The sequence below is a fragment of the Sodalis sp. RH15 genome (assembly GCF_047324255.1).
Classification (GTDB): Bacteria; Pseudomonadota; Gammaproteobacteria; order Enterobacterales; family Enterobacteriaceae; genus Acerihabitans; species Acerihabitans ligni.
The window spans coordinates 3,684,439-3,708,286 of record NZ_CP178738.1 but is presented as its reverse complement, the minus strand read 5'-3'; the positions used below and the strand labels follow the sequence as shown (position 1 = coordinate 3,708,286).

Here is a 23,848-nt window from a genome sequence, read left to right as displayed (position 1 = left end):
AAAGCTATTATGTGATAAAGCATAAAATATATTAATGCTTTTCACCTTTTAAATATTAGAAGAGGTTGGGATGTCTCGCAATAAAAAGCTATCGTTTAGGATTAATCTCAGCCGTAAATGTTAATTATTTTTAGCGGCGATTGTGTATGTCATTAATATTTTCATTTCAATTCAAACCATTATATTCGTTCATTAATCTTGATTTTATTAAATAGCGAAGCGGCAAATTAAATTTTGACATGGTAAATTTATTAGCCGCTTCGCTTACGCTAAATTAACCGCTTCGATGCGGTTGGAAGTCACTTAAAATAGGCATAACCTTATGAAAATTTTTAAGGTTGTCTCATTATTGTATTAGCAAATAAATATTTGCCCAATGCCCCAATGCCCCAATGCCCCAATGCCCCAATGCCCCAATGCGCATGGTGTCCGGGTCGCCTCGCCACAGGGACGAGGGCGGTCTATGCCGTTAACGTATCCAGCGGCGCCGTCGTGTCTTTAGCCGGCGCATTGAACGAAGAGCGTCTTCATTTTTCTGTCATAAAGGGACGGTAAAGTGGGCAGGAATGATTGGGAGGCGATAATGGGCATACCCGGACAAGCGTTGCAGCATAGCCATGAAACCTTAAGCCAGATCATCGGTCAGGCGATAATGGAGCTGCACCGGCAAGGGGTCAACATTCAGCTAGGCAATCTTCTGGCTTACCTGACCGGCGAACAGGAAAAAGAATCCGACGAGGCCAGGCGGTTTTTCATCGGCTTAGCCATCGGCCTGTTGTCAATCTGACCTGGCCGACAGGAGCTTATCAGTCCGGTTATTGCTGAGGCTGATTTTTCTAATGATGGCGAGCCCGGAAGATTTTTGCCAGCAAGAAACCCACACCGCCGGCAATCAACAATGCCGGTATCGGGTCCTCTGAAGTTTTGGCTTTGATGGAATCAATGTAATCATTAACGCTGTAGCAAGCCTTCGCCGCCTGTTTGCGCACTTTTCCTTCCAGCGTCATAGCGCTGTCGCCGGTGGCCTTGCCCAGTGTTTCCTGACCTTTGCCGGTCACTTCTTCCGCTTTATTTTTGGCTTTATCGAACATGGTTAATTTCCTTCTATATATGGAACCCATTTAAATATAGGCGAAAATTTGTATGTTTTCTTGAATAGGCGGGGCGGGGGCTGCTTTTAAGAGCATTCCATACGCGCTCTATCAAGTAATGGGCCCAGGATTTCCACATGACGTTTCAAAATGAAGTTCTGTGGATCAACGAAGGGATTGCCTTTGCGCCGGCATTAATCGGGGAGTGATGCCTGCTGAATGAGTAGGCATCACTGTTTGATATAGGCATTCAGACCAACTTCTCATACTGGGCTGCAGGATTTTTAACCAGTTATGCATGAGGTTATTTTTTTATTTCACCCGGCAACATGGAAGTTCTATCTGAAAATTTGTGATAAGTGGAGTTGATCTTTTGCTGGCGATTAGATTGGCCAATGAGATTGCGTAACTGGTTTAGACGCGCCTGTAATAATTGATTAATCTCCTTTTCATTATCCAGCAGTTGACGCAATATCAGAGTAATTTCGTCCTGCGTCGCGCCGGAAAGCGGGTCCTCTTGTTTGACATTCAATTCGGAAATCTTCGCTACAGCATGTACATATTTTTCTTCGATATAGACCAGGTTATCCCATTCTGATTGACGAGCCATTAACAGCATGTTTTCACTTAATAGAAGTATTTGCTGATAATGAGCTAAAAGGGAGGGGCAAGCATCCATCATGGCTATCCTAAAAGGTATTTAACACAAAAAGTGGGTTATTCCTGCTCATTCACTCGCGACTTTCATCACACGTCTCAATATATTGGGATAACCATTATCAGCAGTGTAACATGTCTAATCTCGCTAAATCCTTCTTATTGTTAGGATTTAACGGGGCTTCCCGGAGCGATTTCTTTCCATGCATCGGCGATTTCGCTTAACAATTGACGGATTTGTTGAAGGAGCTCACGGTCATTATCCCGATTAACCCGGATCAATTTACGAACGAAATAATCGTAAAGACCAGAAAGATTTCGGCTCAGTTCCCCACCGTTCTCGATATCCAAACCCAGCTTCAAGCCGTTATTAATGATATTGATGGCATGGGTGATGGCCTTGCCTTTGGCGATGGTATTGTTCTGTTGGATATAGATATCCGCCTTAGCCAGGGCGCTAAGCGCCCCGTCGAATAACAGCGTAATCAATTTATGCGGATTGGCGCTCATCACTCCGCTTTCTAAGCCGACAGTGGCGTAGGCTTGTGAACCATACATACGAAATTCCTTTTGTTTTTCCCGCTATCGCAACTATGGCATATCAACTGCTGGTGCTGCTGGTGCCTAAGGAGGTGCTGGAACTGCTTGAACTGTCAAACTGCTGCGTCAGAAAGTTACTGGTCTGCTGCAACGAGGACATCAGCACGTCCAGATTGGTGAACTGTGTTTGGTAACGGGCAATATCGGACGTGATTTTGTCCTGGACCTGGGTGTATTGCTTGCCAAGATCGGTCAGTACGCTGTTGACGCCGGCTTCGGCCCCGCTGATGACTCCGCTGGTGCCGGTAAAGTCATTGGTGATATTCACCAGTTGGGTGGCCAGACCGGTGGTCTTGCCGTCCCCGACGAAAAAGGCCGACACCTGACTGGTATTGTTGGTGAGGCTGTCCACCAGCGTGGTTTCATCCGTGGATAATTCGCCGGTGGAAACGTCTTGGGTGATGCCTAATTGGGATAGCACTTTAAAGGTGGAACTAGACTGGGCGGTAGTCAGTGCGCTCTTAACCTGATTTTCCACCGAATCCAGCACGCTATCGCCCAATAACGGACCGTTGGTGGAAGACTGTGTCTGCCCGGCGGTCACCGCGGTGTATTGGCCCAAGGTATTAAAGGTGGTCAGCAGGCTATTGTAAGCGCTGACCCAATCGTCAATAGCGGAGTCGGCGTCGGTAACGCTTAGGCGTAAATTCAGGGTCTGCGTCGAGGAAGTGGTGGAATTCAGCGTCAAGGTTACGCCTTGGGGCACATTGCTGATGGTGTTGCTGCTGCGATCGATGGACACGCCGTTAACCGTCAACAAGGCATCTTGCCCGGCCACGGTCTGCGTCATGCCTGAACCGGTGCCGGTGGTGGCGGTGGCGCTGGTCCCCGTGCTGGAAGTCACATCAGCGCTGGAACTGTAGCCGAGAATGGCATTCAGGGTATCGTCGCCGCTGACGCTCATATTGATATTTGAGCTGGCGCCGGAGGCGTTGGAGGTGATCACCAATTGATAGCCGCTGTCGCCGGATTGCACATAGCTGGCGGTGACGCCGGCGTTGGCACCGTTAATGGCGCTTATCAGGCCGGACATACTGGTTTGGCTATCGGACAGGCTGATGTTAACCGCGGCGCCGGTGCCTACCTGAATGGATAAGCTGCGATCGGTGGCGCCGGTGGTGCCTAACTGGGTGGAAATGCTGGAAAACGTTTGTCCGCTCACCAGGGATTGCGCCTGTGCCAGCTGCGAAATATCGATACTGTAGTTGCCGCTGGTGGCACCGGTGCCTACCGTGGCGGTGAAATCGTCATTGGTGCTGGCGACCTGCTGAGTATAGAGCGTCGGGTCCGCCAGCGCGGCTGAGGCGGTGTTGAAGGACTCAAGCGCGCTGGCGAGCGTGCCGTAAGCGGTAAGTTTGGTATTCTCGGCGGTTTGTTTCGTGGTTATCGGTGTCAGAGCTTCTTCTTCGTTGGTCTGCAACGACGTCAGCAGACTGCTGAGATCCAAACCCGATCCGACACCTAATGAAGTGATGGCTGCTGTCATTTTGTTCCCTCTTTATGCATGCATGATAAGCACAGCAGTTATCGGCAAGGAAGGAAGGAAGTTTATCGGATTTTTTATGTGGCAAAGGCAGGAAAAAAACCGCTGTTGTTAGGGTAATTCCACCTATTGGTTTTTTAAGGGTCAAAATCAAAATTTATGATTTTAGCTAAAGGTTGCCTTGGGTTCGCCGATACAAGGGGGGACGGGCATGCAGGCCTTGCGGCATAAGTGCCTGAATTTATTACTTCAGTTTTGACGCTTCTTTAAAAGGAACATTGCCATGGCAGAGTTTATTAACACAAATACCATTTCGTTGATTGCGCAAAACAATCTGGCCAAATCGCAGTCCGCGCTGGGCAACGCCATCGAAAGTTTATCGTCGGGCCTGCGTATCAACAGCGCCAAGGATGACGCCGCCGGCGAAGCCATCGCCAACCGCTTTACCTCGAATATCAATGGATTGACCCAGGCCTCAAGCAATGCCAACGACGGTATCTCCCTGGCGCAAACCACTGAAGGCGCGCTGGATGAAATCAATGACAACTTACAGGCCATCCGTACCCTGACCACCCAGGCGCAAACCGGCACCAACTCCGCCAGCGACCTGCAATCCATACAGGATGAAATCACTCAGCGTCTGGCTGAAGTCGACCGTATCTCCCAGCAAACCGACTTTAACGGCGTCAAGGTGCTGAGTGATAACAAAACCCTGAATATCCAGGTGGGCGCCGATGACGGCCAGACCATCAGCATCAATTTAAAGCAGGTAGATTCCCAGACTTTGGGCCTGGGCACATTTAATGTGAACGGAACTCAGGGTCAAACCACCACTGTGCAGGCGGGGAGCGTTGGCGATGTAAGCTTGGCTGGTACTACGTCTCCCACTGCGGTGACTGCTGGTTCAGTTAGCATAGGCGGTACCACAGCCACACTCAGCAGCTCGGTGTCATTTACAGACGCTTCCGGTAATGCCGTCACTGGCACTTTGGTAAAAGACGCTGATAATAATTATTATGTGACAACATCTGATACTGATGGCGATACCACCATGTATAAAGCCACAGGCATTAGCAGCGATGGTTCAACCATTACGGTCGGCGATGCCACCAGCGGTAAGCTTGACGGCCTTGATTTTACAGCCAATAGCGATAAAAGCCTCACTGATCTGAGCGCTGCCGGCGCCACTACTTCGGCTGTCACCTTGACTGCCGGCGGGACCACGACATCGATCGCATCAGGCTCTGCCTTAACCTTTAAGGATGCATCGGGTAAAACCATTTCTGGCGGCACATTAGTGCAAGACGGTGACAATAACTATTATGTCGCTACCAAAAACGGCCTCTACAGCGTTGCGGGCGTCTCGCAGAGTACATCAGGCGGCACTACCAGCACCACCATCACCATGGGTAATGAAACTGCCGGTACTGTCGATGACGCCACCGCTCCCACCAAATTTACGGTAAGCACTTCCGCCAGCACTATCGATGGCACCGATGTTTCCGCCATCAATATCACAGATATGAGCGGCAATAACAGCTCCGCCCTCACCGGCGGGACGCTGACTGAAGACAGCGACGGCAATTATTATGTGCAGGATGCACAGGGCAATGACTACGCCGCCACCGTGTCCATCGACAATACCACCGGTGTGGCCACGGTAACCGCCGATTCCACCAAAGCCATCTCCAATCCGGCTTCCTCGGATCCGTTGGCCACTCTGGACCAGGCTATCTCCGAAGTGGATACCATGCGTTCCAACCTGGGTGCTATCCAGAATCGTCTGGATTCTACCATCGATAACATTAGCAATACCACCACCAACCTGAGCAGCGCACAGTCACAAATTCAAGATGCCGACTATGCGACAGAAGTCTCCGCCATGAGCAAGGCGCAGATTCTGCAACAGGCCGGTACCGCTGTATTGGCCCAGGCTAACCAGATTCCGCAAACCGTATTATCGCTGTTGAAATAATAAACGGCTCAAACGCTTTTTGGTCATGCTAACTCAAACCCCGCTTCGTCGGGGTTTTTAGCTAAAAGCGTGCTTTTATATTTACTTTTTTTGAATGCAAAGAAAGCGTTATCTCATCGTCGGCTTTCACTGCGGTTGGGTGACAAGGTGTAAATAGAGGGTAATTGAGTGACTATTCCGACGATTGATCCGGCACGGTGAAGGGATAATAACATCGATAACGGGATCAATGTAGGGTGAGGCATGGTGAGCGATTTGTATACTGCCGCGGGCGTAATCGATAAGCAGACCCTTTGGCAGCGCTATATCCCCCTGGTCCGTCACGAGGCCCTGCGATTACAGGTCAGGCTTCCCGCCAGCGTAGAGCTGGACGATTTATTGCAGGCCGGGGGAATCGGCTTGTTGAGCGCGGTGGAACGGTACGATTCCCTGCAGGGAACGGCCTTTACCACCTATGCGGTACAACGCATCCGCGGCGCGATGCTTGATGAACTGCGCAGCCGGGACTGGGTGCCGCGCAGCGTGCGGCGCCATGCGCGGGAAGTCGCACAGGCCATCCATCAGGCCGAGCAGCAATTGGGCCGGTCCGCCTCGGAACAGGAAGTGGCTCAGACGCTGAATATTTCGCTGCAGGAATATCGGCAGATATTATTGGATACCAATAATAGCCAGCTCTTCTCCTATGATGAATGGTGTGAAGATCATGGCGACAGCGTCGATAATTTACTGCCGGGGCACGAAGAAGCCAATCCGCTTAATGTATTAATGGAAGGCAAGTTACGCGAACGTGTAATAGAAGCCATAGACGCATTACCTGAAAGAGAAAAAATGGTGTTGGTGCTTTATTACCAGGAAGAACTGAATCTGAAAGAGATCGGTGCGGTCTTGGAAGTGGGCGAATCGAGGGTAAGCCAATTGCACAGTCAGGCAATTAAACGTTTAAGGTCGCGATTAGATAGCGATATCTGACCGCATTCTTACCTGGGCGGTTTTAGTTTATATACCCTTACCAACACTCTTTAACATCGCTATTTATTAGCTCTATTATCAGCACTAGGGAAAACACTATGTTAGCCAAAGTGGAAAAAAAGCGGCCGCTGAGCCGCTATTTAAAAGATTTCAAGCATAGCCAAACGCACTGCTGCCAATGCGGCAAGCCGTTGGACCGCATGACCCTGGTATTTCGCGGACAGATCATCAATAAAGAAGCCATCGCCGGCATGGATCAGCTGATTGACGATCAGGTCTGGCACAATCTGAATAAAGAACTCATGGCATTATGCCGGTTTTGCAGCGTAATATCCTGCCATGCCGAGCCAAATTATTTCGACATCAAAGCTTTCAAACAATATCTATTTGAGCAGACGGCAATGAGCCACAGCACTATTCGCGAATATGTGGTTCGCCTGCGGCGCCTGGATGAAATACTGGCGGCAAGGAATTATCCCCATGATAAGTTTGAGCGCCCGAGCGGACCGCAAAACCTTATCGACGAAGTGCCCGATGCCGGGCAAAGCAATTATCGCATAGCGCTGCGAAAATATAACCAATATCTGGATTGGCAACGCAGTTTCTGATATGCAGGGGAAATAATCCTTCCCTTCCGGACCCGCTGCGAAATATTCATTCAGTCGAACAGCGCCGAGGCTTAAATCTAGCGTGTTAAAGGGAGACCGCGCCAATGGGGTCGAAGCAGGCGTGGTTTTACCGCCTGCCGGAGCGCCCCATGGCACGGTAGGCCCGCGATCGCCGGTCGCGCAACGAATGTGTGTTAAAGGGAGACCGCGCCAATGGGGTCGAAGCGGGCGTGGTTTTGCCGCCCGCCGGAGCGCCCCATGGCACGGTAGGCCCGCGATCGCCGATCGTGCAACGAACCTGTCACGATGAAACCGCGCCGATGCCGCTTAAAATCCCTACCCCAACGTCATCAGGCTGGTATTGCCGCCGGCGGCGGCGGTGTTCACGCTCACCGAACGCTCAATCAGCAGCGGCTCCAGCAGAATGGCCGTGTCGCCCCGGGCGTAACCGTGCACCTGAATGATGGGGCCGGGGCGCCGGGCCACAGCGCCGCACAGGGTAAGCAGTTTATCCGAATCGCCGTGAAACAGTACCGCATGTATGGGTTCGGCGGCGGCGGCCCAGTCCGGATTGAACAGGATTTTTTGCCGGACAGGCAATGGCAGGGCGTTGAACAATAAACGCGCCGCCGGCGTATCGGCCCACAGCGCGGTGGCGTCCATGGCGAACACAGCGGCCAGTTGGGTCAACAGGTCCGTATCGTCTTCCGCCAGACACAGCACCCGCTCCCTGGGCAGCAGGCGATAGGCATTCTGCTCTCCGGTGGGGCCGGTCAACAGACGCGTTGTCCCGGCCTGGGACAGCGTGCCGAAACGACGGAACAGAGCGGCCCGCTCGGCGCCGTACTCTTCCTCCGCCCAAACCGCCAGCGCCCGGAGCGCCGGCGTGAGTTCTTCCATCGGCTGCACCGCCGCCGGGCCGTTATCCAGCACCCGCAGCGATGCCGGTGGGCAGTCTATCGGGCGGTGGGACAGCAGGCGATAAAGATAAAGGGGACCGCCGGCTTTGGGACCGGTGCCGGAAAGGCCTTCGCCGCCGAAGGGTTGTACGCCCACCACGGCGCCTACCATATTGCGGTTGATATAAACATTGCCCACCCGCGCCAGCGACACCACCTGCTCGATGGTCTCATCAATGCGGGTATGCAACCCCAGGGTAAGCCCGTAGCCGCTGTCATTGATTTGGCCCATTAACCGGGCCAAATCGCTGCGCCGGTAGCGCACCACGTGCAGCACCGGACCAAAGATTTCTTTATCCAGCTGGCCGACATGTTCCAGTTCAATCAGCGTCGGCGGCACAAAGGTGCCCGCTTCAAGGTTCTCAGGCAGTGGGGCCGCCTGAGTATCGGCATCGCCCCGGGGAGCCTGCCACACAGGATGCCCGGCCTCGCCCATGGCGGCAATATGATCTTCAATCAACCGTTTGGCTGACAAATCAATGACCGGCCCGATATCGGTGGAGAGGCGCCGGGGATCCCCCGGTACGCACTCCGCCATGGCGCCCCGCAGCATGGTGAGAGTGCGTTCGGCCACCTCTTCCTGCAGACACAGCAACCGCAGCGCCGAACAGCGCTGGCCGGCGCTGTCAAAGGCCGAGGCGATAATATCGGTCACCACCTGCTCGGTAAGGGCGGAGGAGTCCACGACCATGGCGTTCAGCCCGCCGGTCTCGGCAATCAGCGGCACCGTGCGTCCGTGGGGATTCAAGCGGGTTGCCAGGGTTTTATTAATGGCGGCCGCCACGGCGGTGGACCCGGTAAACAAGACGCCGCGTATCCTTGAGTCCGCCACCAGGGCCGCGCCGACGGTTTCTCCGTCGCCGGGCAACAGCTGCACCGCGCCGGGAGGCACTCCGGCTTCCAGCAGCAGCGCGACGGCCTGGGCGGCAATCAGCGGAGTCTGTTCCGCCGGTTTGGCCAGCACGGTATTACCGGCCGCCAGCGCCGCCGAAACCTGGCCGATAAAAATCGACAGTGGAAAATTCCACGGACTGATACAGGCCACCGGGCCCAATGGCCTTAGATCGCCGTCGTCGATGCACTGAATCTGGCCGGCGTAATAACGGAGAAAATCCACCGCTTCCCGTACTTCGCCAACCGCATTGGCCAGGTTTTTACCGGCCTCGCGTACCAGTAAGCCCATCAGCGTCTGCATCCGCGTCTCCATCAGCGCCGCCGCCCGCTCCAGGATTGCCCCCCGCTCATTGGCCGGCGTGGACGCCCACATAGGGGCATAATGCAGCGCAGCGTCTATGGCGCGGCGCACTTCGCTCTCGGTGGCGTCGCGGCAAATGCCTACCCGGTCGCGGCGGTCGGCGGGATTCACGATCGGACGGGATTCGCCCCTGGGCAGTCCCTCCGCCGGGACGATTAGCGGGGCATCGGGACTGTCGTGAACGGCCGGAAAAACAGGCTGGTTAGCCGCCGGGTCATTGGGCAAGCCGCCGGCGATGACCGGTTCGGCCAGCCACAGACGCTGACCGCTGTTAAGCAGGCCGCTGGAGAGGGACGCCAGACGGTGTTCATTGGCCAGGTCGAGACCGGCGGCATTGAGCCTATCCGCGCCATAGAGATGGCGGGGCAGGGGAATGGCCGGGTGCGGCAGACCGATACAGCCCTCCTGCTCCCCCAGCCGGACCACGTCCTCCACCGGGTCGGCAATCAGTTGGTCCAGGGGAATGGCGGGATCAGCGATACGATTGACAAAAGAACTGTTGGCGCCGTTTTCCAACAATCGGCGCACCAGATAGGCCAGCAGGGTTTCATGGGTACCCACCGGCGCATAGATGCGGCAGGGACGGTTTAGCTTGTCCTCGGTGGCGTTGCCCACCACCAGGTCGTACAAGGGTTCGCCCATGCCGTGCAGGCACTGGAATTCATACTGGCCAGGGTAATAATTCAGTCCGGCAGCGTAATATATCGCCGCCAGGGTTTGCGCGTTATGGGTGGCGAACTGTGGATAAATATATTGTGGCACCGCCAGCAAACGGCGCGCGCAGGCCAGATAGGAAATATCGGTGTAAGCCTTGCGGGTAAATACCGGGTAGCCCTCCAGCCCGTCAAGCTGGGCGCGTTTGATTTCACTGTCCCAATAGGCGCCCTTGACCAGCCGGATCATCAGTCGGCGGCGGCTTCTTTTGGCCAGATCCACCAATTCATCGATAACCCAGGGGCAACGCTTCTGGTAGGCCTGGATCACAAAACCCACACCGTTCCAACCCGCCAGCGCCGGCTCAAAACAGAGTTTGGCGAGCAAATCGAGGGAAAGCTCCAGCCGATCGGCTTCTTCGGCATCGATATTGATGCCGACATCATAATGCCGCGCCAGCAGGGTCAGCGCCAGCAGGCGCGGGTAGAGCTCCTCCATTACCCGCCCGTATTGAGCGCGGCTGTAACGGGGATGCAGCGCCGACAGCTTGATGGAGATGCCCGGTCCTTCATAGATTCCTCGGCCGTTGGAGGCTTTGCCGATGGCGTCAATGGCCTGCTGATACGAGACCATATACGTCTGCGCGTCGGCATCGGTCAGGGCGGCTTCCCCCAGCATATCATACGAATAGCGAAAGCCTTTTTGCTCTAGCCGGCGGGCATTGGCCAGCGCCTCGCCGATATTTTCGCCGGTAACGAACTGTTCCCCCATCAGCCGCATGGCCATATCCACCCCTTTGCGTATCAGCGGTTCGCCGCTTTTGCCGATGATACGGTTCAAAGACCGGGTAAGGCTGGCTTCGTTATGGGTGGAGACCAAACGGCCGGTAAACAGCAGGCCCCAGGTAGCGGCATTGACGAACATCGACTGGCTGCGGCCGACATGGGCCTGCCAGTTGCCCTGGCTGATTTTGTCTCGGATCAGCGCATCGCGGGTGGCTTTGTCAGGGATACGTAGCAACGCCTCCGCCAGGCACATCAGCGCTACCCCCTCTTGTGACGACAGGGAAAATTGCTGCAATAAATGTTGTACCATCCCGGCCCGGCCGGTGCCGCTTTTTTGCGTGCGCAGCGTTTCGGCCAGCCGCGCGGCCAGCCGGTTTACGGCCTGCGCCTGGGAAGCCGGCTGGCGGGCCTGCTCAAGCAGTAGCGGGACCGTATCGGGTTCGGGCCGCCGCCACGCCGCGGTGACGGCGGCGCGCAATATGGACTGGGGCAGAATGTCCTGAGCAAAATCTAGGAAAGGGCGAGGCGCCGCTTCCAAGCCAAGGTCGACGATATTTTCGCTGTCGGCTATCTCAGCGGCGGCGCTGTCGGCATCATTATCCGGCATGGCGCCGTCGCGCTCCAATACCTCAAGGTAGCGGAAAATGGCCTGTTTTATTAACCAGTGCGGAGTACGATCAATGCGTTGGGCCGCCAGTTTTATCCGTTCCCTGGCCGCCTCATCCAGTTTAACCCCCATCGTCGTGCTTGCCATGCTGACACCCTGCTGAACAATAGATGCAACACTATCGCTAAAGTTGCAACTAAGTGCAACTCAGTTAAGAAATGTTTAACTTATGGTTAAAGTCTTGGCCGACCGCAGTGAAAATGAGAATTGTCCGGCTGCGATTATTATATAAATATAATATGATTCATAATCTAACCATTTTATTTGTAATAAATAATTTCACCGTAAAGCGAAGCGGTAATTCCCCATTTAGCGATGAATTGATTATTTATTGGCCTCTTGCAAAAAAAATTGTTGCAATGAGGCAGCAGTTTGTAGCAATGTCATTATACTCAAGTTAGGAAGCGCCAGTTAGCAAGCGCGTCAGTTCCGGCAGTAGTGGCGACGCGAAATATAAACCTCACTATGGGGATCGCTAATGACAGTGTCCTTTTATGGGCTGACTATACCACCGGATGTTTTTCAATCGCCACCGAAGCGCTCGGCGATTACCACCTCAACACTATTCCCGATTTACGGCAACGCTTTCGCCCCCCGCAATTCCCGATATCCCTATTTTCCTCCTGATGAAAAAACCGCCACGCATTTTTCAGACATATGCAAAGGGTTTATTTCATCCCGTCCAACGGCTCGCTATGGCTTTAAAGGAAGCCACAACCTCATCTGAATGTGAAGCGTAATCACCGGGGTTTACTCCCTTGTGAATGGTGAAACAAACTGTAAGGTGCCACTTATGGGAAGACAAAAAGTAGTGATCAAAGCTCGTCGCGAAGCTAAACGCGTTATCCGGCGTGAGTCACGCAACCATAAAATGCGTGAAGAGGACTCGGTCACTTCTCTTGTTCATATGAGCGGGATTGAATCGATTGGCATGGCGCGGGATTCCCGCGACACTAAGTTAATTGAGGCACGTAATGAAGTTCAGGAATATTACTTAACTGCCATAGAAACCAAACAGTTGATATTCGCAACCGGCGAGGCGGGTTGTGGTAAAACCTTTCTGAGCGCCGCCAAGGCGGCGGATGCGTTAATACATAAAGAGGTCGAGCGCATCATTGTTACCCGGCCGGTGTTGCAGGCCGATGAGGATCTGGGTTTCTTGCCCGGGGATATTGCTGAAAAATTCGCCCCTTATTTTCGACCGGTCTACGATATATTGTTGCGCCGGCTGGGATCGTCTTTTATGCAATATTGCCTGCGACCGGAAATCGGCAAAGTGGAAATAGCGCCATTTGCCTATATGCGGGGTCGGACTTTTGAAAACGCGGTGGTCATCCTGGATGAAGCGCAGAATGTCACCGTCAATCAAATGAAAATGTTTTTAACTCGCCTCGGGGAAAATGTCACGGTAATTGTGAATGGCGATATCACCCAGTGCGATTTACCTCGCGGCGTTAAATCGGGTCTGGAGGATGCCCTGGAGCGATTTACCGAAGAGGACGACATGATTGCCGTCGTGCGTTTTGGTAAACAGGACTGCGTTCGTTCGGCACTGTGCCAGCGCACGCTTAACGCCTATCGATAAAGACCGGGGAAACAACTTCCCCGCGTTCAGGTAATAAAAAGCCCGGCATAAAAGCCGGGCTTTTTTTATTCTGGCGGTGAGAGAGGGGTTCGAACCCTCGATACGCTTTCGCGTATACACACTTTCCAGGCGTGCTCCTTCAGCCACTCGGACACCTCACCACGTCGTTACCGCAGGGGTAACGGGGCGGTACTATAGGGATTCGGTCCATTCCGGTCAAGTATAATTTCTCGCTCACCGCCTGTTTGCTCAGGCTTTGAGCGTAGGAGACGAATTTCTAATGTCCGGCGGCCTAAAAGAAATACAAGGCCGTTAACGTTGATCGCTGCCGGTATTCACCTTGGCTGTTTACTATGGCTAAAAAGCTCTCCGGCCTGGCAATTTTCCCGACCTCGGGTAAATCAGGGAAATTTTCACAACTTCTGTTAGTCTCATCCGGGGCAGGGGAGGGGGCTTTTCAAGTACTGCCATAGCGGATTGCATCTGCAGATGGCTGCGCAACGCCGTGCGGTGTTGTGCTGAATCGGCGATACTATTTTCCTTTGCATAAGATTGACCGGCATAAAACAGCCAAGGCAAGCCTGTAGCTGCAAAAAAAACGCTAACCCTACTTTGACAACCGGATTTGAACACGTGTAAAACGGGGGGAGACCGGCCGCAAATTTCCTTCCTGCAGCGGCATAGTTTTTCCCCCGGCCTTCAAGCACCGAAATGGCGAGATAAGAAGCATCACAACAACAAGCGGCACTGAACAATCGGGTCGATAAATATAAATATTATTAATCAATCGGTGAAAAAGTCACCCCATTGCCGCTGCGTCTCCTGCGGATACATTTTGCAAAGTCCACCGCCTGGAGTGAATGTCAATTCGCCAAAATAAATTTTGCCGTCAGCCTCATAAAAATCAATTCGCAAATAAGAAAATTGCTCGGTGATACGCGTGGCTAAGGATAGCATTTCTTCCAGATTGTCTGGAGCGGGCATAGGTTCCGGATTGTTGGGCAGCCCCATCCGTATATTGGTTCTGTTCCACTGGGTATCGAATATATCCCGGCGATGCACGCCAAACCGATCGTAGTCCACTTGGATGAATATATGCATTTCTCCCATGCGGTTAAAACAATGAAATTTTATATCGTTAGGAACCTTGCCCTTATGAAGCAATAATTGTTCAACCATAACGCAGGGAGGAATGGTCTTATAATGTTTTTCTCGAGTAGCTTTGTAAAAATTGCTGGCCGTCCATTGCTGGGTTTCGCTGCTTAATTCTTCAAACGCAATCTGGTTTTTGTCATAAACTATCCGGTTAAAACCTGAGCCATGGTTGGCTTTGATAACAAATGCATCGGGTAGACTATCAAAAATGGGCCGCGTCAATACCGGGCAGGCGGCATAAAGCTTGATAAGGTATTTTTCACCAATGGTATTAGCGATATAATCCCGCACTTTTAATTTGTCCGCCAGCTCGGTATAAATTGACTTAGGCTTAAAATTGCGCACGATTATTTTTTCACTAAAGGTCTTGGGCTTGATGACGTTTGGCCATTGTTTGAAGACCCGAGCATATTTTATCTGATGATATAATACATCGGGTAACAGCTTACTGGCCTGTTTAGCGAGCGGATTTAACATAGCTTCGAACCTCGTTTATTAAGAGTGGGACGCTTTTATAGGCACAAAACAGCGGGTATGTAACGAGCCCATTTTTGAACAACGCATTAAGACATATTAATGAGACCATTTCGGCGGTTAAGGTGGACAGAGCAGCGCCCTTAATCCCATAGAGAGGTATAAAAAAATAATTCAGACCAATATTAAGCAAAGCAATCACGGCCATTTTCACGGAGACAAAATGATAGCCGGAGTGCAGAAGGATGACTCGGTAAGACAGCGTGCCCAATACGCTGCAAAGTGAGGTCAAGGCACACATCCAGAGAATATCCGCGGCGTCGGCAAAACGAATGCCATAGATTAACAGTATGATTTTATTGCTAAATATTGAAAATGTCAGTATCACTGGCAGCGATAAAACCAGAATAATCAAATAAAGCGAGCGAATCCTCTCAGTGCTTCGGCGGCTATCCCGCTCTGCGGCGATAATGGTCATGTAAGAGGTAATGAAGGCCATCGGCACGATGGCCCAGCCCTGGCTTAACGTCAACGCGGCGTTATAAATCCCCACCGCCTGGAAGCCTAAAAATTTACCCAGTAAAATCTGATCAATGCGGGTATAAATTACAATAGAGAGGCTGGAAATCAGCAAAGGCATGCCGACCTTCAGCAGATAAATATTATAAAAATCGAAATATTTAACCTTCAAAGGTTTTTTTAACACTGCCCGTGCTTTTTTCTGGGTGCGATTGAATAATACTCTACGCCATAAATAGGGTATAAAGCTGCGTACGACCATTGAAAAAGCAAACCAGATCAGGCTGAATTGATAATGCACCCAGATGAGATTGAGGCAAACAAAAATAACCAAGGAGACATTGTTAATGATGAGGTTGGTTTTTGACGCCAGGGTGGCGTCATAATAAAGCTTATAGATATCTCGTAGCGTGAAGAAGTTCGCCACAATCAGTACTATCATCACTTTTTGCTGGGCAATCGGCAACGCATGCTTTGCCCATAACAATAACCCCAGGCTAAATACTATAAACAGAACCAGCTTCAATCGTAATGAGGCGGCCATTAGCAATACGCCGCTGGCAGGTTTTTTGGCGATGCGATTAAATAAAACGTTATCGCTGCCTAATTGGATAAAGGGTGATACCAGCGCCATGATGGAAAGTAAATAACTTAATGTGCCGAAATTTTCTGGCCCAAGAAAACGGGCTACATACATGGCGGAAATGATGCCGGCTAACGCGAAGCACGATTTCTCCAAGATAACCCATAAAGAGTTAAAAATGATTTCCTTCATAATCCCCTTACTTCTCACGTTCGCCATTTGACAGAAGATTATCTTTAAATTGAACAGCTCAATTTAGAACCCTTAATAAGCAGTCATGCCAGCATCAGGCTGTCGTCAATACGCATTGTTATGTTTTCTTAGATATAACTTTATCGAATGGTTAACAAATAGCGGACTAAGAGAGTTTGTACAAGTGAAAAAGTATAAAACGGAGTGGGTGACATAAAATGAAATATATCTCACTATAAAATGGTATGAAATTTATCTAATAAGAAGTGAATTTTATTTTTTCTGCACGTTGATTTTTTATATCGGATCAAAAAAAGCCCGCTATACAACGCGGGCTTAGGGGTAGTTTGGAGGAAAACCCAGTTAATAATGCTCAATCTCGACTTAATTGCTTTAATTAGCAGTATCAATATTAAAATTGAGCATTGACTGTTAGCGAATTATGTTCATGAGCCATCAGGTTCGTATTTGAAACCTAAAGGGCAGGTTAGCTGCACCGATGAAAACCTGTTATTAAAGTTCAGCCATTCCAGATTGTAAGAGGCAAGGGATATTTTGATGATGGTATAGAAATAAACTAGAACTATCATTAAGATAACTGAAGTTAAAAAAACAAGGATTAATCTATTTTTATATTGATAAAATTTCTCTGCATAAATATAAAAAATCTTTTTAAATCTATTCAACTGGAACACTGTTGGCCTGGAAACGGTTCTCGACAGCCGAGCGTGGGTCGGGAAATCCCACATGGGCCCTGAATATATCTCCTCATCAACTGACCGGGTCGGTTTTGCAGCCGTCTCTATGGCCTGCTTCGGCAGGTCGAGCGTCGGCGGGCCTTCGGTGGATATTTTGTCGAAACTTATATTAACCATTTGTTTTTCTTCAATAATATAGCCAATGCGCGGTATGGTCTTTATGATCCTATGCTCATGATCGCCCAGTTTTTGACGTACAGATTTGATGGTTTGATTAATCGTCGAGTCTGAGCAATACGTGCCTTTCCAAATATGGTTTACCAGCTGTTCTCGCGTCACCACTTGGGGTGAGTTTTGGACCAATAGACTTAGAATTTGATACTCTTTCCAGCGTAGTCGTGTATGTAAATCAGGTGCAATTCTTACATCGAGATGATCGATGATGATAGTTGGTGTAGGTTTCATCTCAAAATACCTCACTTTTAGATTTTTTTTTATGGCATTGCTGTTGAAAGCGTTACATGTAAAAAAAAAGTTTTCAAGAACTCCTAATCTTACCAAATATGGCTATTTTATTTTTTTCATCTGTTATTGGCATGTCATTGACCCCTCCTGTTAGCGTTATGCTTGATATAAAAATTATTCAATAGAACGCATATAACGATAGCTGAGGCCGTCAGGCTATGGGAGGGTAATAAATCTGAAATTGATCTGACGTCAGTGCGTGAAACTTGCCGTTATGAAATTTTTTTTGACCTGGTTTTTATGTGGATATAAAATAAATTTCATTGAAATTTTATTAGATTTCATCTATCAAACTGAATTTTATATTGACTTAAATTTTAGCAATGGTCTTTAGGTATGATGATTAAAAAAAGTAAGAAAAATCTGTCTCAAAAAGGAGGAAGAGAAAACGCTTGCGATAAAGATGATATAACTATATGAAAAATAAGATCTTAAAATTCATGGAGGAAGTTGTTTTTTTTAAAAAGCTATTTTAAATTCATCAAAATGAATAATTATTCAAGCCAGTCCATAATTAATGCGATCCAGTTATGGTAAAAAACGCTAACGATTGGCATGCTTATAAATTTAATGACATCATACAAATTATTTTTTCTTCATAATTGTTTTTCATAAACCTAAGTCTTTTCTTAAGGGACCAACGCTTTTTTTATGGCGTCCTTCCGGTTTTATGGACAAATCCTGGCAATGGGATGGCAAAAAAATCCCAAAAAAAGAGCATTAAATGTTAAATCAAATCCTGATTTCCTCATTTTTTTTCGTAAAACGTCATGTGGTGTCGTATTCATGATTCTTGCCAATGCGTGCAGCTCTTTTAGGCCGACTGTCTGCAGGGATTGTTCACCGCCTCGTCAGACGGTATGTTCAGATAGATGAAAGCTTCGAATCCGTCAAAAGGACCCGCGCCGTGGACATTATCTTTTATCATCCTTCCGAGCCTGTGGCACCGTGGATAGCCGGCATGGAGGCGCGTTTATCCGGCGCACATCTGCGGGCATGGCTGCCTGAAGACAGGCTGCCGGCGGATTATGCCCTGGTTTGGCATCCGCCGGCGGGCATGTTGACCGGGCGTACCGCCTTGAAGGGCGTGTTTATTCTGGGGGCCGGGGTCGATGCGTTAATGCAGACCCTGCGGCTTCATCCGCTGGTGCTGCCCGAGAGCATTCCTCTGATGCGCCTGGAGGATGCCGGCATGGCGGAACAAATGGTTGAGTATGTTTTGGCCGCAGTGCTGCGTTATTATCGCCGGCTGGACGAATACCTGTTGTGCCAATCCCGAGGAACATGGCGGGAGCTGCCGTTGTACGATAAGCGCCGCTTTATCATTGGGGTGGCGGGGGCCGGGGTCCTGGGACAGAAGGTGGCGAAATCCCTGGCCGGTTGCGGCTTCCCGGTACGGTGCTGGAGCCTGACCCGCAAGAGCATACCTGACGTCGACAGCTTTGCCGGCGACGGGCAATTGCCTGGCTTTTTAGCCGGACTCCAGGTATTGGTGAACCTCTTACCCAACACGCCCCGGACCGAAGGCATACTTAACGCGGAACTCTTCGCCCTCCTGAATCGGGGAGCATTTGTGATTAACGTCGCCCGCGGTGCCCATTTGGTGGAGGCCGATCTGCTGGCGGCGTTGGCGCAGGGGCAAATCGCCGCCGCTACGCTCGATGTTTGCCGTCAAGAGCCCCTGCCGCCCGACCACCCGTTTTGGCATACGCCACGGATCACCCTGACGCCGCATATCGCCGCCGTCACCGTATCCTCTTTAGCGATGGATAGCATAGCCGAAAACATAAGGCGCATTGAGGCCGGCGAACCTCCCGTTGGCTTGGTGGATCGCGACGAAGGATATTGAATTTACACGAGCAAAAAAACAAGCCGCCCATTGCGGAATTCATCAAATTATGACAAGGTCTGCAACCGTTTAATAATGCGGGTATTGCAATGAATGATTTTTCGATGGTTTGCCGGGTATTGGGAACCCTGTTTTACCGGTCGCCGCAGGATGCGGTACTGGCGCCGCTGATGGTGCTTATCACGGAAGGCAAGCTGACCGAACATTGGCCCCTGGAGCAGGATGCGTTATTGGCTCGCCTTGGCAAGAGCTGCGTGCCTCAGGCGTTAGCGGACGACTTTTCCGCCCTGTTCGCCGGAGAAACGGCCAAGGTGCCGCCTTTTCGCTCTTCCTGGCTCGACGCTCCGGAAAGCGACGTCCGCGCTTTTTTGGGAGAAGTAGGCATGCCGGTGTCGGAATCCGCCACCGACCATTTCGGAGCGCTGCTGCTGACGGCTTCATGGTTGGAAGATCATGCACAGCAGGATGAGATTATCGCCCAGTCCCGGCTGTTCGATGAGTTCCTGCTGCCCTGGAGCGACCTCTTTTTAGGCAAGGTGGAAGCCCATGCCGGCACCGATTTTTATCGGGTCCTGGCGGCTATCAGCCGGGAAGCCTTGCAGGCGATGCGAGAAGAGCTGGCGGAGGAGTCCGAGTAGGTGCGAAGCCGGCTCCGTTAACCGGCATCACGCCGTTTAGCCGCCGGTGAAAGGAAAAATCAGTTCGCCGGGTTTTACTTCCAGTCCCTTGGCCAGCTTTTTGGCCAGCGCCTCGGTTTTACTGCGGTCGGCTTCCAGCACGTAGGCCGGCGTACTATCGAAATAAGACTTCAGAGAATTATTAAGATAAGGCGCCAATACCTTGAACGTCGACTGGAGTTTTTCCGGCTGCACCTGATAATCCACCAACTGCATGTCTTTGAGATAAATAGCTCCCTGATCTCTATCGTAATAAGGCTGCGCCTGCAGGGTGAGTTTCAAATCCGCCCGTTGGGAACCCCACAATGACTGGATATCTAAATGGGCATTGCCGGACAGGCGGACTTTATCCGGCTCGGTCCGGCCAATCTGGCTGCTGAGATCGGTGAGTACGATATTGGCATTCAGCAAGCCAGGCACGCCGATGGCCTTCTGGAAATTATTATGTTTTTGCAGATAGCCGTTAACGTCCTGCTCGCTGAGCCGGTATTCGGTCAGCTTATTACAGCCGGTCAATGCCAGGCTCAATATCACGGCCAGCGCCGCAAAAGTTCTTTTTTTCATTCCTTTTCCGTTTTAGCTCGTCACATGATTTGACTTGCCGCAGCATATCATGCGACGCGGCGGGATAAGAGCGAAACAGCCCGCAATATCACCTGGGATAATCGCCGGGCGGCCGACCGAAGGGAATCAGTGGCCGCTTAACATGGCCGGTTCGATGCGCCGCTGGCGGAATTGCCGGTATAAACCAAAGAGCGTCGCCAGCCCGATAGCGCCGAGCATGCACCAGGGCAGTTCCGGCAGGTCCAGCCGGTGCCCGGCATCGTATAACCAGCCGCCGCCGCTGTAGCCGATGGCGCCTCCCAGGGCCAGGCCCAGACGGCTAAAACCCAGATAGCTTCCGCGGGCGCGGCTGTCCGCCAGCGAGGCCCCCAGGGTTTCCCGCGCCGGTTCGGCGATGATTGACCCGATATAAAACAGGCCGATCAGGCCGAACAGGGTCTGCAGGCTATCCACCAGCCCGATGGGGAACATGCTTAAGGACATGATAAACAGACCCGCCATCAAGCGCATCTCCAGGCTGAAGCGCTTCTCGCTCCAGCGGGCGACGGGATACAGGAACAGCAGGGACAGCATGGCTTCGATGGCATACATCCATTTCACCGCCGAGGGCCGGCCGGCCACCTCATTCACTTTGATGGGCAGCATCAGCAACACCTGCACCGCCAGCATATAATAGCCGGTGAGGGTCAGGACGAAGGTGACAAAGCGGTGATCCCGCAGCACCCTGCGCATGCCTTCAAGGATCGGCGCGCGGGTAGTGGAAATACGGTAGGCCGGCAGCATCCAGGCGTTAAATATCGCCGCCAGTATAAACAGCAGGGCGCCCGCCCAGCATACCAGGTGGAAGTCATATTTCAGCAGCCAACTGCCGATAAGCGCCCCTATCACCGAACCGGCGCTGTCTTGCATCATCAATAGCGAGAAAAAGCGGCCCCGTTCGTTAGGACGGATAAGCTTAACCACCATTGCGGTCCGGGGCGGATCGAACAGCGTCCCGCCGAGGCCGGAAAGGACGCATGACAGCCATAACAGCCAGGGTTCGTCGGCAATGGCCATCAGGGCGAATGCCACGGCGCGCAGCAGCATGCCGGCGATGATCATCGGTTTGGCCCCCAGGCGATCGGCAATGGCGCCGCCAAAGATGCCCAGCCCCTGTTGGACAAATTGGCGTAATCCGAGGCCGATGCCCACCATCATCGCCGCCCAGCCCAACTGGTCGACAAATCGGATGGAAATGAGCGGAAACACCACAAAAAAACCCAGCACCACCAACATATTATCCACGAGGAGGAAATATTTACCCAAGCTCCTAGCTTGCGAAACCGATGACATACTTCACCAAAAGGTTAAATCTTTGCAAAGGATCTTCATTCTGACCGTTATGACGCCATAACGAAACCCCTGCCGACAGGATATTTTTCATCGAAAAATAATAGTAAAAACGATAATTTATGAGGACGATCTCTTTTCTGTCCCCCTGAGATGAAAAAAAAGTTCCCGCCGGCTTTTATTATGGTGAAATGAAAAGGTTATAGTTATTACAGCGCGCGACGAGGCTCTTGCCGTAAGGGTGATGATGGCCCATGATCGGGGTGCCCCATGATGGTTGTTAAATAGCCCTGATAGCGGAGGAAAGATGTTTGGCTATCGCTCAGCGTCGCCGAAGGTGCGACTGGTTACCGCCAGAATGGTGGTACGTTTGGTCCACGAACGCGACGCGTATCGCCTGGCCGATTATTATGCCGGCAATCGGGCCTTCCTGAAGCCCTGGGAACCCATTCGTGATGAAAGCCACTGTTTCCCGTCGGGCTGGCAGGCGCGACTGGGGCTGATAACCGAGATGCACCGGCAGGGAACCGCCTACTATTTCATTTTGCTCGATCCGGAAGAAAATGAAATTTATGGCGTGGCCAATTTCAGCAATGTGCTGCGCGGCTCTTTCCATGCCTGTTTTCTCGGTTACTCGCTGGGGGAAAAATGGCAAGGGCAGGGGCTGATGTACGAAGCCCTGCAATCCGCCATCCGCTATATGCAGCGGCAGCAGCAGATGCACCGCATTATGGCCAACTATATGCCGCACAATAAGCGCAGCGGCAATCTGCTGGCGCGGCTCGGGTTTGAACGGGAAGGATATGCCAAGGATTATTTGATGATCGACGGCAAATGGCGGGACCATGTGTTGACCGCGCTGACCTATACCGGCTGGACGCCGGGACGCTGACATTCTCTGGAGAATATATGACCCTACGCATCGGCATTGTCGGATTGGGCGGCATTGCGCAAAAAGTCTATTTGCCGCTGTTGTGCCAGGAGCAGGACTGGCGGCTAATGGGCGCGTTCTCTCCCAACCAGGCCAAGGCGCAGGCCCTTTGCGCGGGTTACCGCATTGATTGTTTCGGTAGCCTGGACGCCTTGGCGCAACGGTGCGATGCGGTATTCGTGCATACCAGCACCGCCACCCATTTCGACGTGGTGGCGTCTCTGCTCACCCGCGGTATTCACGTCTATGTGGATAAACCCCTGGCGGACAGCCTGGAACGGGCGGAACAGCTGGTGGCCCTGGCCGCGCGCCACAAATGCGCGCTCATGGTGGGGTTCAACCGCCGTTTCGCGCCGCTTTATCTGCAGTTGAAACAAACCTTGCGCCAGCCGGCCTCCATCCGGATGGATAAACACCGCGAGGACAGTATCGGTCCCCGGGATCTGCGATTCACGCTGCTTGACGATTACCTTCACGTGGTGGATACCGCGCTGTGGCTGGGGGGCGGAGCGGCGACACTGCTCAGCGGTACGGTGCGGGCCAACGAAGCCGGCCAGATGCTCTACGCGGAGCACCATTTCCAGCAGGGAGAGTGCAGCGTTACCACCAGCATGCATCGCCAGGCCGGCAGCCAGCGCGAAACGGTGGACGCGGTGACCTCGGGCGCGCTGTATCATATTGAAGAGATGCGGCTGTGGCGCAGCGAAAGCCGGGGGATTATCAGTGAATTACCGGTCCCCCCCTGGCAGACCATTTTAACCCAGCGCGGCTTTACCGGCGCGGTGCGGCATTTTATCGAGGCGGTGAGCAATCAGACCTCCCCTTCGGTGAGCGGCGAGCAGGCCATACTCGCCCAGTCCTGGATAGAACGGTTGCCGGTGTAGACCTGGTCTCCGGTCCGGTATCCACTCCTTGTCAACGCGGCGGGGCGGCGTGATGTCGTGCCGCAAACCGCCTATTTTTTATGCTGTTTGCGATAGCGGATGCAAATTTTTATCGGCTGATTGGCGCAAATGGGGTTTATGGTCCATATTCAGAGGACCCGCTCACTGCCTCAAGGTTTC

At 51.9% G+C, this 23,848-nt stretch carries 20 protein-coding genes and 1 tRNA gene; 10 read left to right on the top strand and 11 right to left on the bottom strand.

Going from position 1 to position 23,848, the window contains the following annotated elements; all coding sequences use genetic code 11:
• Nucleotides 1–556 precede the first annotated feature (556 nt).
• Nucleotides 557–787, top strand: a complete 231-nt coding sequence (locus tag ACL2XO_RS16905; RefSeq protein WP_413724749.1) for a hypothetical protein — start codon at nucleotides 557–559, stop codon at nucleotides 785–787.
• Between the two features lie 49 nt (nucleotides 788–836).
• Here the strand turns inward: ACL2XO_RS16905 and ACL2XO_RS16900 are convergent, their stop codons facing one another.
• From ACL2XO_RS16900 to fliD, 4 genes are all read right to left on the bottom strand, one after another.
• Nucleotides 837–1,091: a CsbD family protein gene (locus ACL2XO_RS16900; RefSeq protein ID WP_413724748.1), complete on the bottom strand. Its 255-nt coding sequence runs from the start codon at nucleotides 1,089–1,091 to the stop codon at nucleotides 837–839.
• 304 nt (nucleotides 1,092–1,395) lie between these two features.
• Nucleotides 1,396–1,773: a flagellar protein FliT gene (gene fliT, locus ACL2XO_RS16895; RefSeq protein ID WP_413724747.1), complete on the bottom strand. Its 378-nt coding sequence runs from the start codon at nucleotides 1,771–1,773 to the stop codon at nucleotides 1,396–1,398.
• 140 nt (nucleotides 1,774–1,913) lie between these two features.
• Nucleotides 1,914–2,306 carry a flagellar export chaperone FliS gene (gene fliS / locus ACL2XO_RS16890; protein WP_413724746.1) on the bottom strand — a complete coding sequence of 131 codons (393 nt, stop codon included), beginning with the start codon at nucleotides 2,304–2,306 and terminating at the stop codon, nucleotides 1,914–1,916.
• Between the two features lie 43 nt (nucleotides 2,307–2,349).
• On the bottom strand, nucleotides 2,350–3,834 hold the full coding sequence (fliD, locus tag ACL2XO_RS16885) for a flagellar filament capping protein FliD (protein WP_413724745.1): 1,485 nt from the start codon (nucleotides 3,832–3,834) through the stop codon (nucleotides 2,350–2,352).
• A 280-nt stretch (nucleotides 3,835–4,114) separates the two neighbouring features.
• Between fliD and ACL2XO_RS16880 the strand changes: the two genes are divergently transcribed.
• The 3 genes from ACL2XO_RS16880 (at nucleotide 4,115) to fliZ (ending at nucleotide 7,383) form a co-directional block, all read left to right on the top strand.
• Entirely contained in the window at nucleotides 4,115–5,806 is a 1,692-nt protein-coding gene (locus ACL2XO_RS16880) for a flagellin (RefSeq protein WP_413724744.1), read from the top strand.
• A gap of 246 nt (nucleotides 5,807–6,052) precedes the next feature.
• The gene (locus tag ACL2XO_RS16875; protein ID WP_413726955.1) at nucleotides 6,053–6,775 is read left to right on the top strand and encodes an RNA polymerase sigma factor FliA; all 723 of its coding nucleotides are present in this window, start codon (nucleotides 6,053–6,055) and stop codon (nucleotides 6,773–6,775) included.
• A gap of 98 nt (nucleotides 6,776–6,873) precedes the next feature.
• A complete protein-coding gene (gene fliZ / locus ACL2XO_RS16870; protein WP_132921252.1) occupies nucleotides 6,874–7,383 on the top strand; it encodes a flagella biosynthesis regulatory protein FliZ in 510 nt (169 codons plus the stop codon).
• Between the two features lie 336 nt (nucleotides 7,384–7,719).
• On the opposite strand, the gene putA is transcribed toward fliZ, so the two are convergent.
• Nucleotides 7,720–11,790, bottom strand: coding sequence for a trifunctional transcriptional regulator/proline dehydrogenase/L-glutamate gamma-semialdehyde dehydrogenase (gene putA, locus ACL2XO_RS16865; RefSeq protein WP_413741096.1), 4,071 nt, complete (start codon nucleotides 11,788–11,790; stop codon nucleotides 7,720–7,722).
• A 391-nt stretch (nucleotides 11,791–12,181) separates the two neighbouring features.
• Between putA and ACL2XO_RS16860 the strand changes: the two genes are divergently transcribed.
• Nucleotides 12,182–12,430 carry a hypothetical protein gene (locus tag ACL2XO_RS16860; protein WP_413741095.1) on the top strand — a complete coding sequence of 83 codons (249 nt, stop codon included), beginning with the start codon at nucleotides 12,182–12,184 and terminating at the stop codon, nucleotides 12,428–12,430.
• A 66-nt stretch (nucleotides 12,431–12,496) separates the two neighbouring features.
• Entirely contained in the window at nucleotides 12,497–13,288 is a 792-nt protein-coding gene (phoH, locus tag ACL2XO_RS16855; RefSeq protein WP_203521181.1) for a phosphate starvation-inducible protein PhoH, read from the top strand.
• Between the two features lie 71 nt (nucleotides 13,289–13,359).
• Here phoH and ACL2XO_RS16850 read toward each other — a convergent pair.
• The 4 genes from ACL2XO_RS16850 to ACL2XO_RS16835 form a co-directional block, all read right to left on the bottom strand.
• Nucleotides 13,360–13,449 (bottom strand) — tRNA-Ser (locus tag ACL2XO_RS16850).
• Nucleotides 13,450–14,071: 622 nt separating this feature from the next.
• A complete protein-coding gene (locus ACL2XO_RS16845) occupies nucleotides 14,072–14,920 on the bottom strand; it encodes an ATP-grasp fold amidoligase family protein (RefSeq protein ID WP_413741094.1) in 849 nt (282 codons plus the stop codon).
• Nucleotides 14,901–16,211, bottom strand: coding sequence for a flippase (locus ACL2XO_RS16840; protein WP_413741093.1), 1,311 nt, complete (start codon nucleotides 16,209–16,211; stop codon nucleotides 14,901–14,903). The genes ACL2XO_RS16845 and ACL2XO_RS16840 overlap by 20 nt, the downstream gene beginning before the upstream one ends.
• 446 nt (nucleotides 16,212–16,657) lie before the next feature.
• Nucleotides 16,658–17,374, bottom strand: a complete 717-nt coding sequence (locus ACL2XO_RS16835) for a winged helix-turn-helix domain-containing protein (protein WP_413724739.1) — start codon at nucleotides 17,372–17,374, stop codon at nucleotides 16,658–16,660.
• A 967-nt stretch (nucleotides 17,375–18,341) separates the two neighbouring features.
• On the opposite strand from ACL2XO_RS16835, the gene ACL2XO_RS16830 reads away from it, so the two are divergent.
• Entirely contained in the window at nucleotides 18,342–19,283 is a 942-nt protein-coding gene (locus ACL2XO_RS16830; protein WP_413741092.1) for a 2-hydroxyacid dehydrogenase, read from the top strand.
• 89 nt (nucleotides 19,284–19,372) lie between these two features.
• Nucleotides 19,373–19,921, top strand: coding sequence for a molecular chaperone (locus ACL2XO_RS16825; RefSeq protein ID WP_413724737.1), 549 nt, complete (start codon nucleotides 19,373–19,375; stop codon nucleotides 19,919–19,921).
• A gap of 36 nt (nucleotides 19,922–19,957) precedes the next feature.
• Here the strand turns inward: ACL2XO_RS16825 and ACL2XO_RS16820 are convergent, their stop codons facing one another.
• Entirely contained in the window at nucleotides 19,958–20,524 is a 567-nt protein-coding gene (locus tag ACL2XO_RS16820; RefSeq protein WP_413741091.1) for a lipoprotein, read from the bottom strand.
• Nucleotides 20,525–20,650: 126 nt separating this feature from the next.
• A complete protein-coding gene (mdtH, locus tag ACL2XO_RS16815; RefSeq protein WP_413724735.1) occupies nucleotides 20,651–21,856 on the bottom strand; it encodes a multidrug efflux MFS transporter MdtH in 1,206 nt (401 codons plus the stop codon).
• Between the two features lie 304 nt (nucleotides 21,857–22,160).
• Here mdtH and rimJ point away from each other — a divergent pair, with 304 nt between their 5' ends.
• Nucleotides 22,161–22,745, top strand: coding sequence for a ribosomal protein S5-alanine N-acetyltransferase (gene rimJ / locus ACL2XO_RS16810; RefSeq protein WP_132921261.1), 585 nt, complete (start codon nucleotides 22,161–22,163; stop codon nucleotides 22,743–22,745).
• A gap of 17 nt (nucleotides 22,746–22,762) precedes the next feature.
• On the top strand, nucleotides 22,763–23,668 hold the full coding sequence (locus ACL2XO_RS16805; RefSeq protein ID WP_413724734.1) for a Gfo/Idh/MocA family protein: 906 nt from the start codon (nucleotides 22,763–22,765) through the stop codon (nucleotides 23,666–23,668).
• Nucleotides 23,669–23,848: the final 180 nt, after the last annotated feature.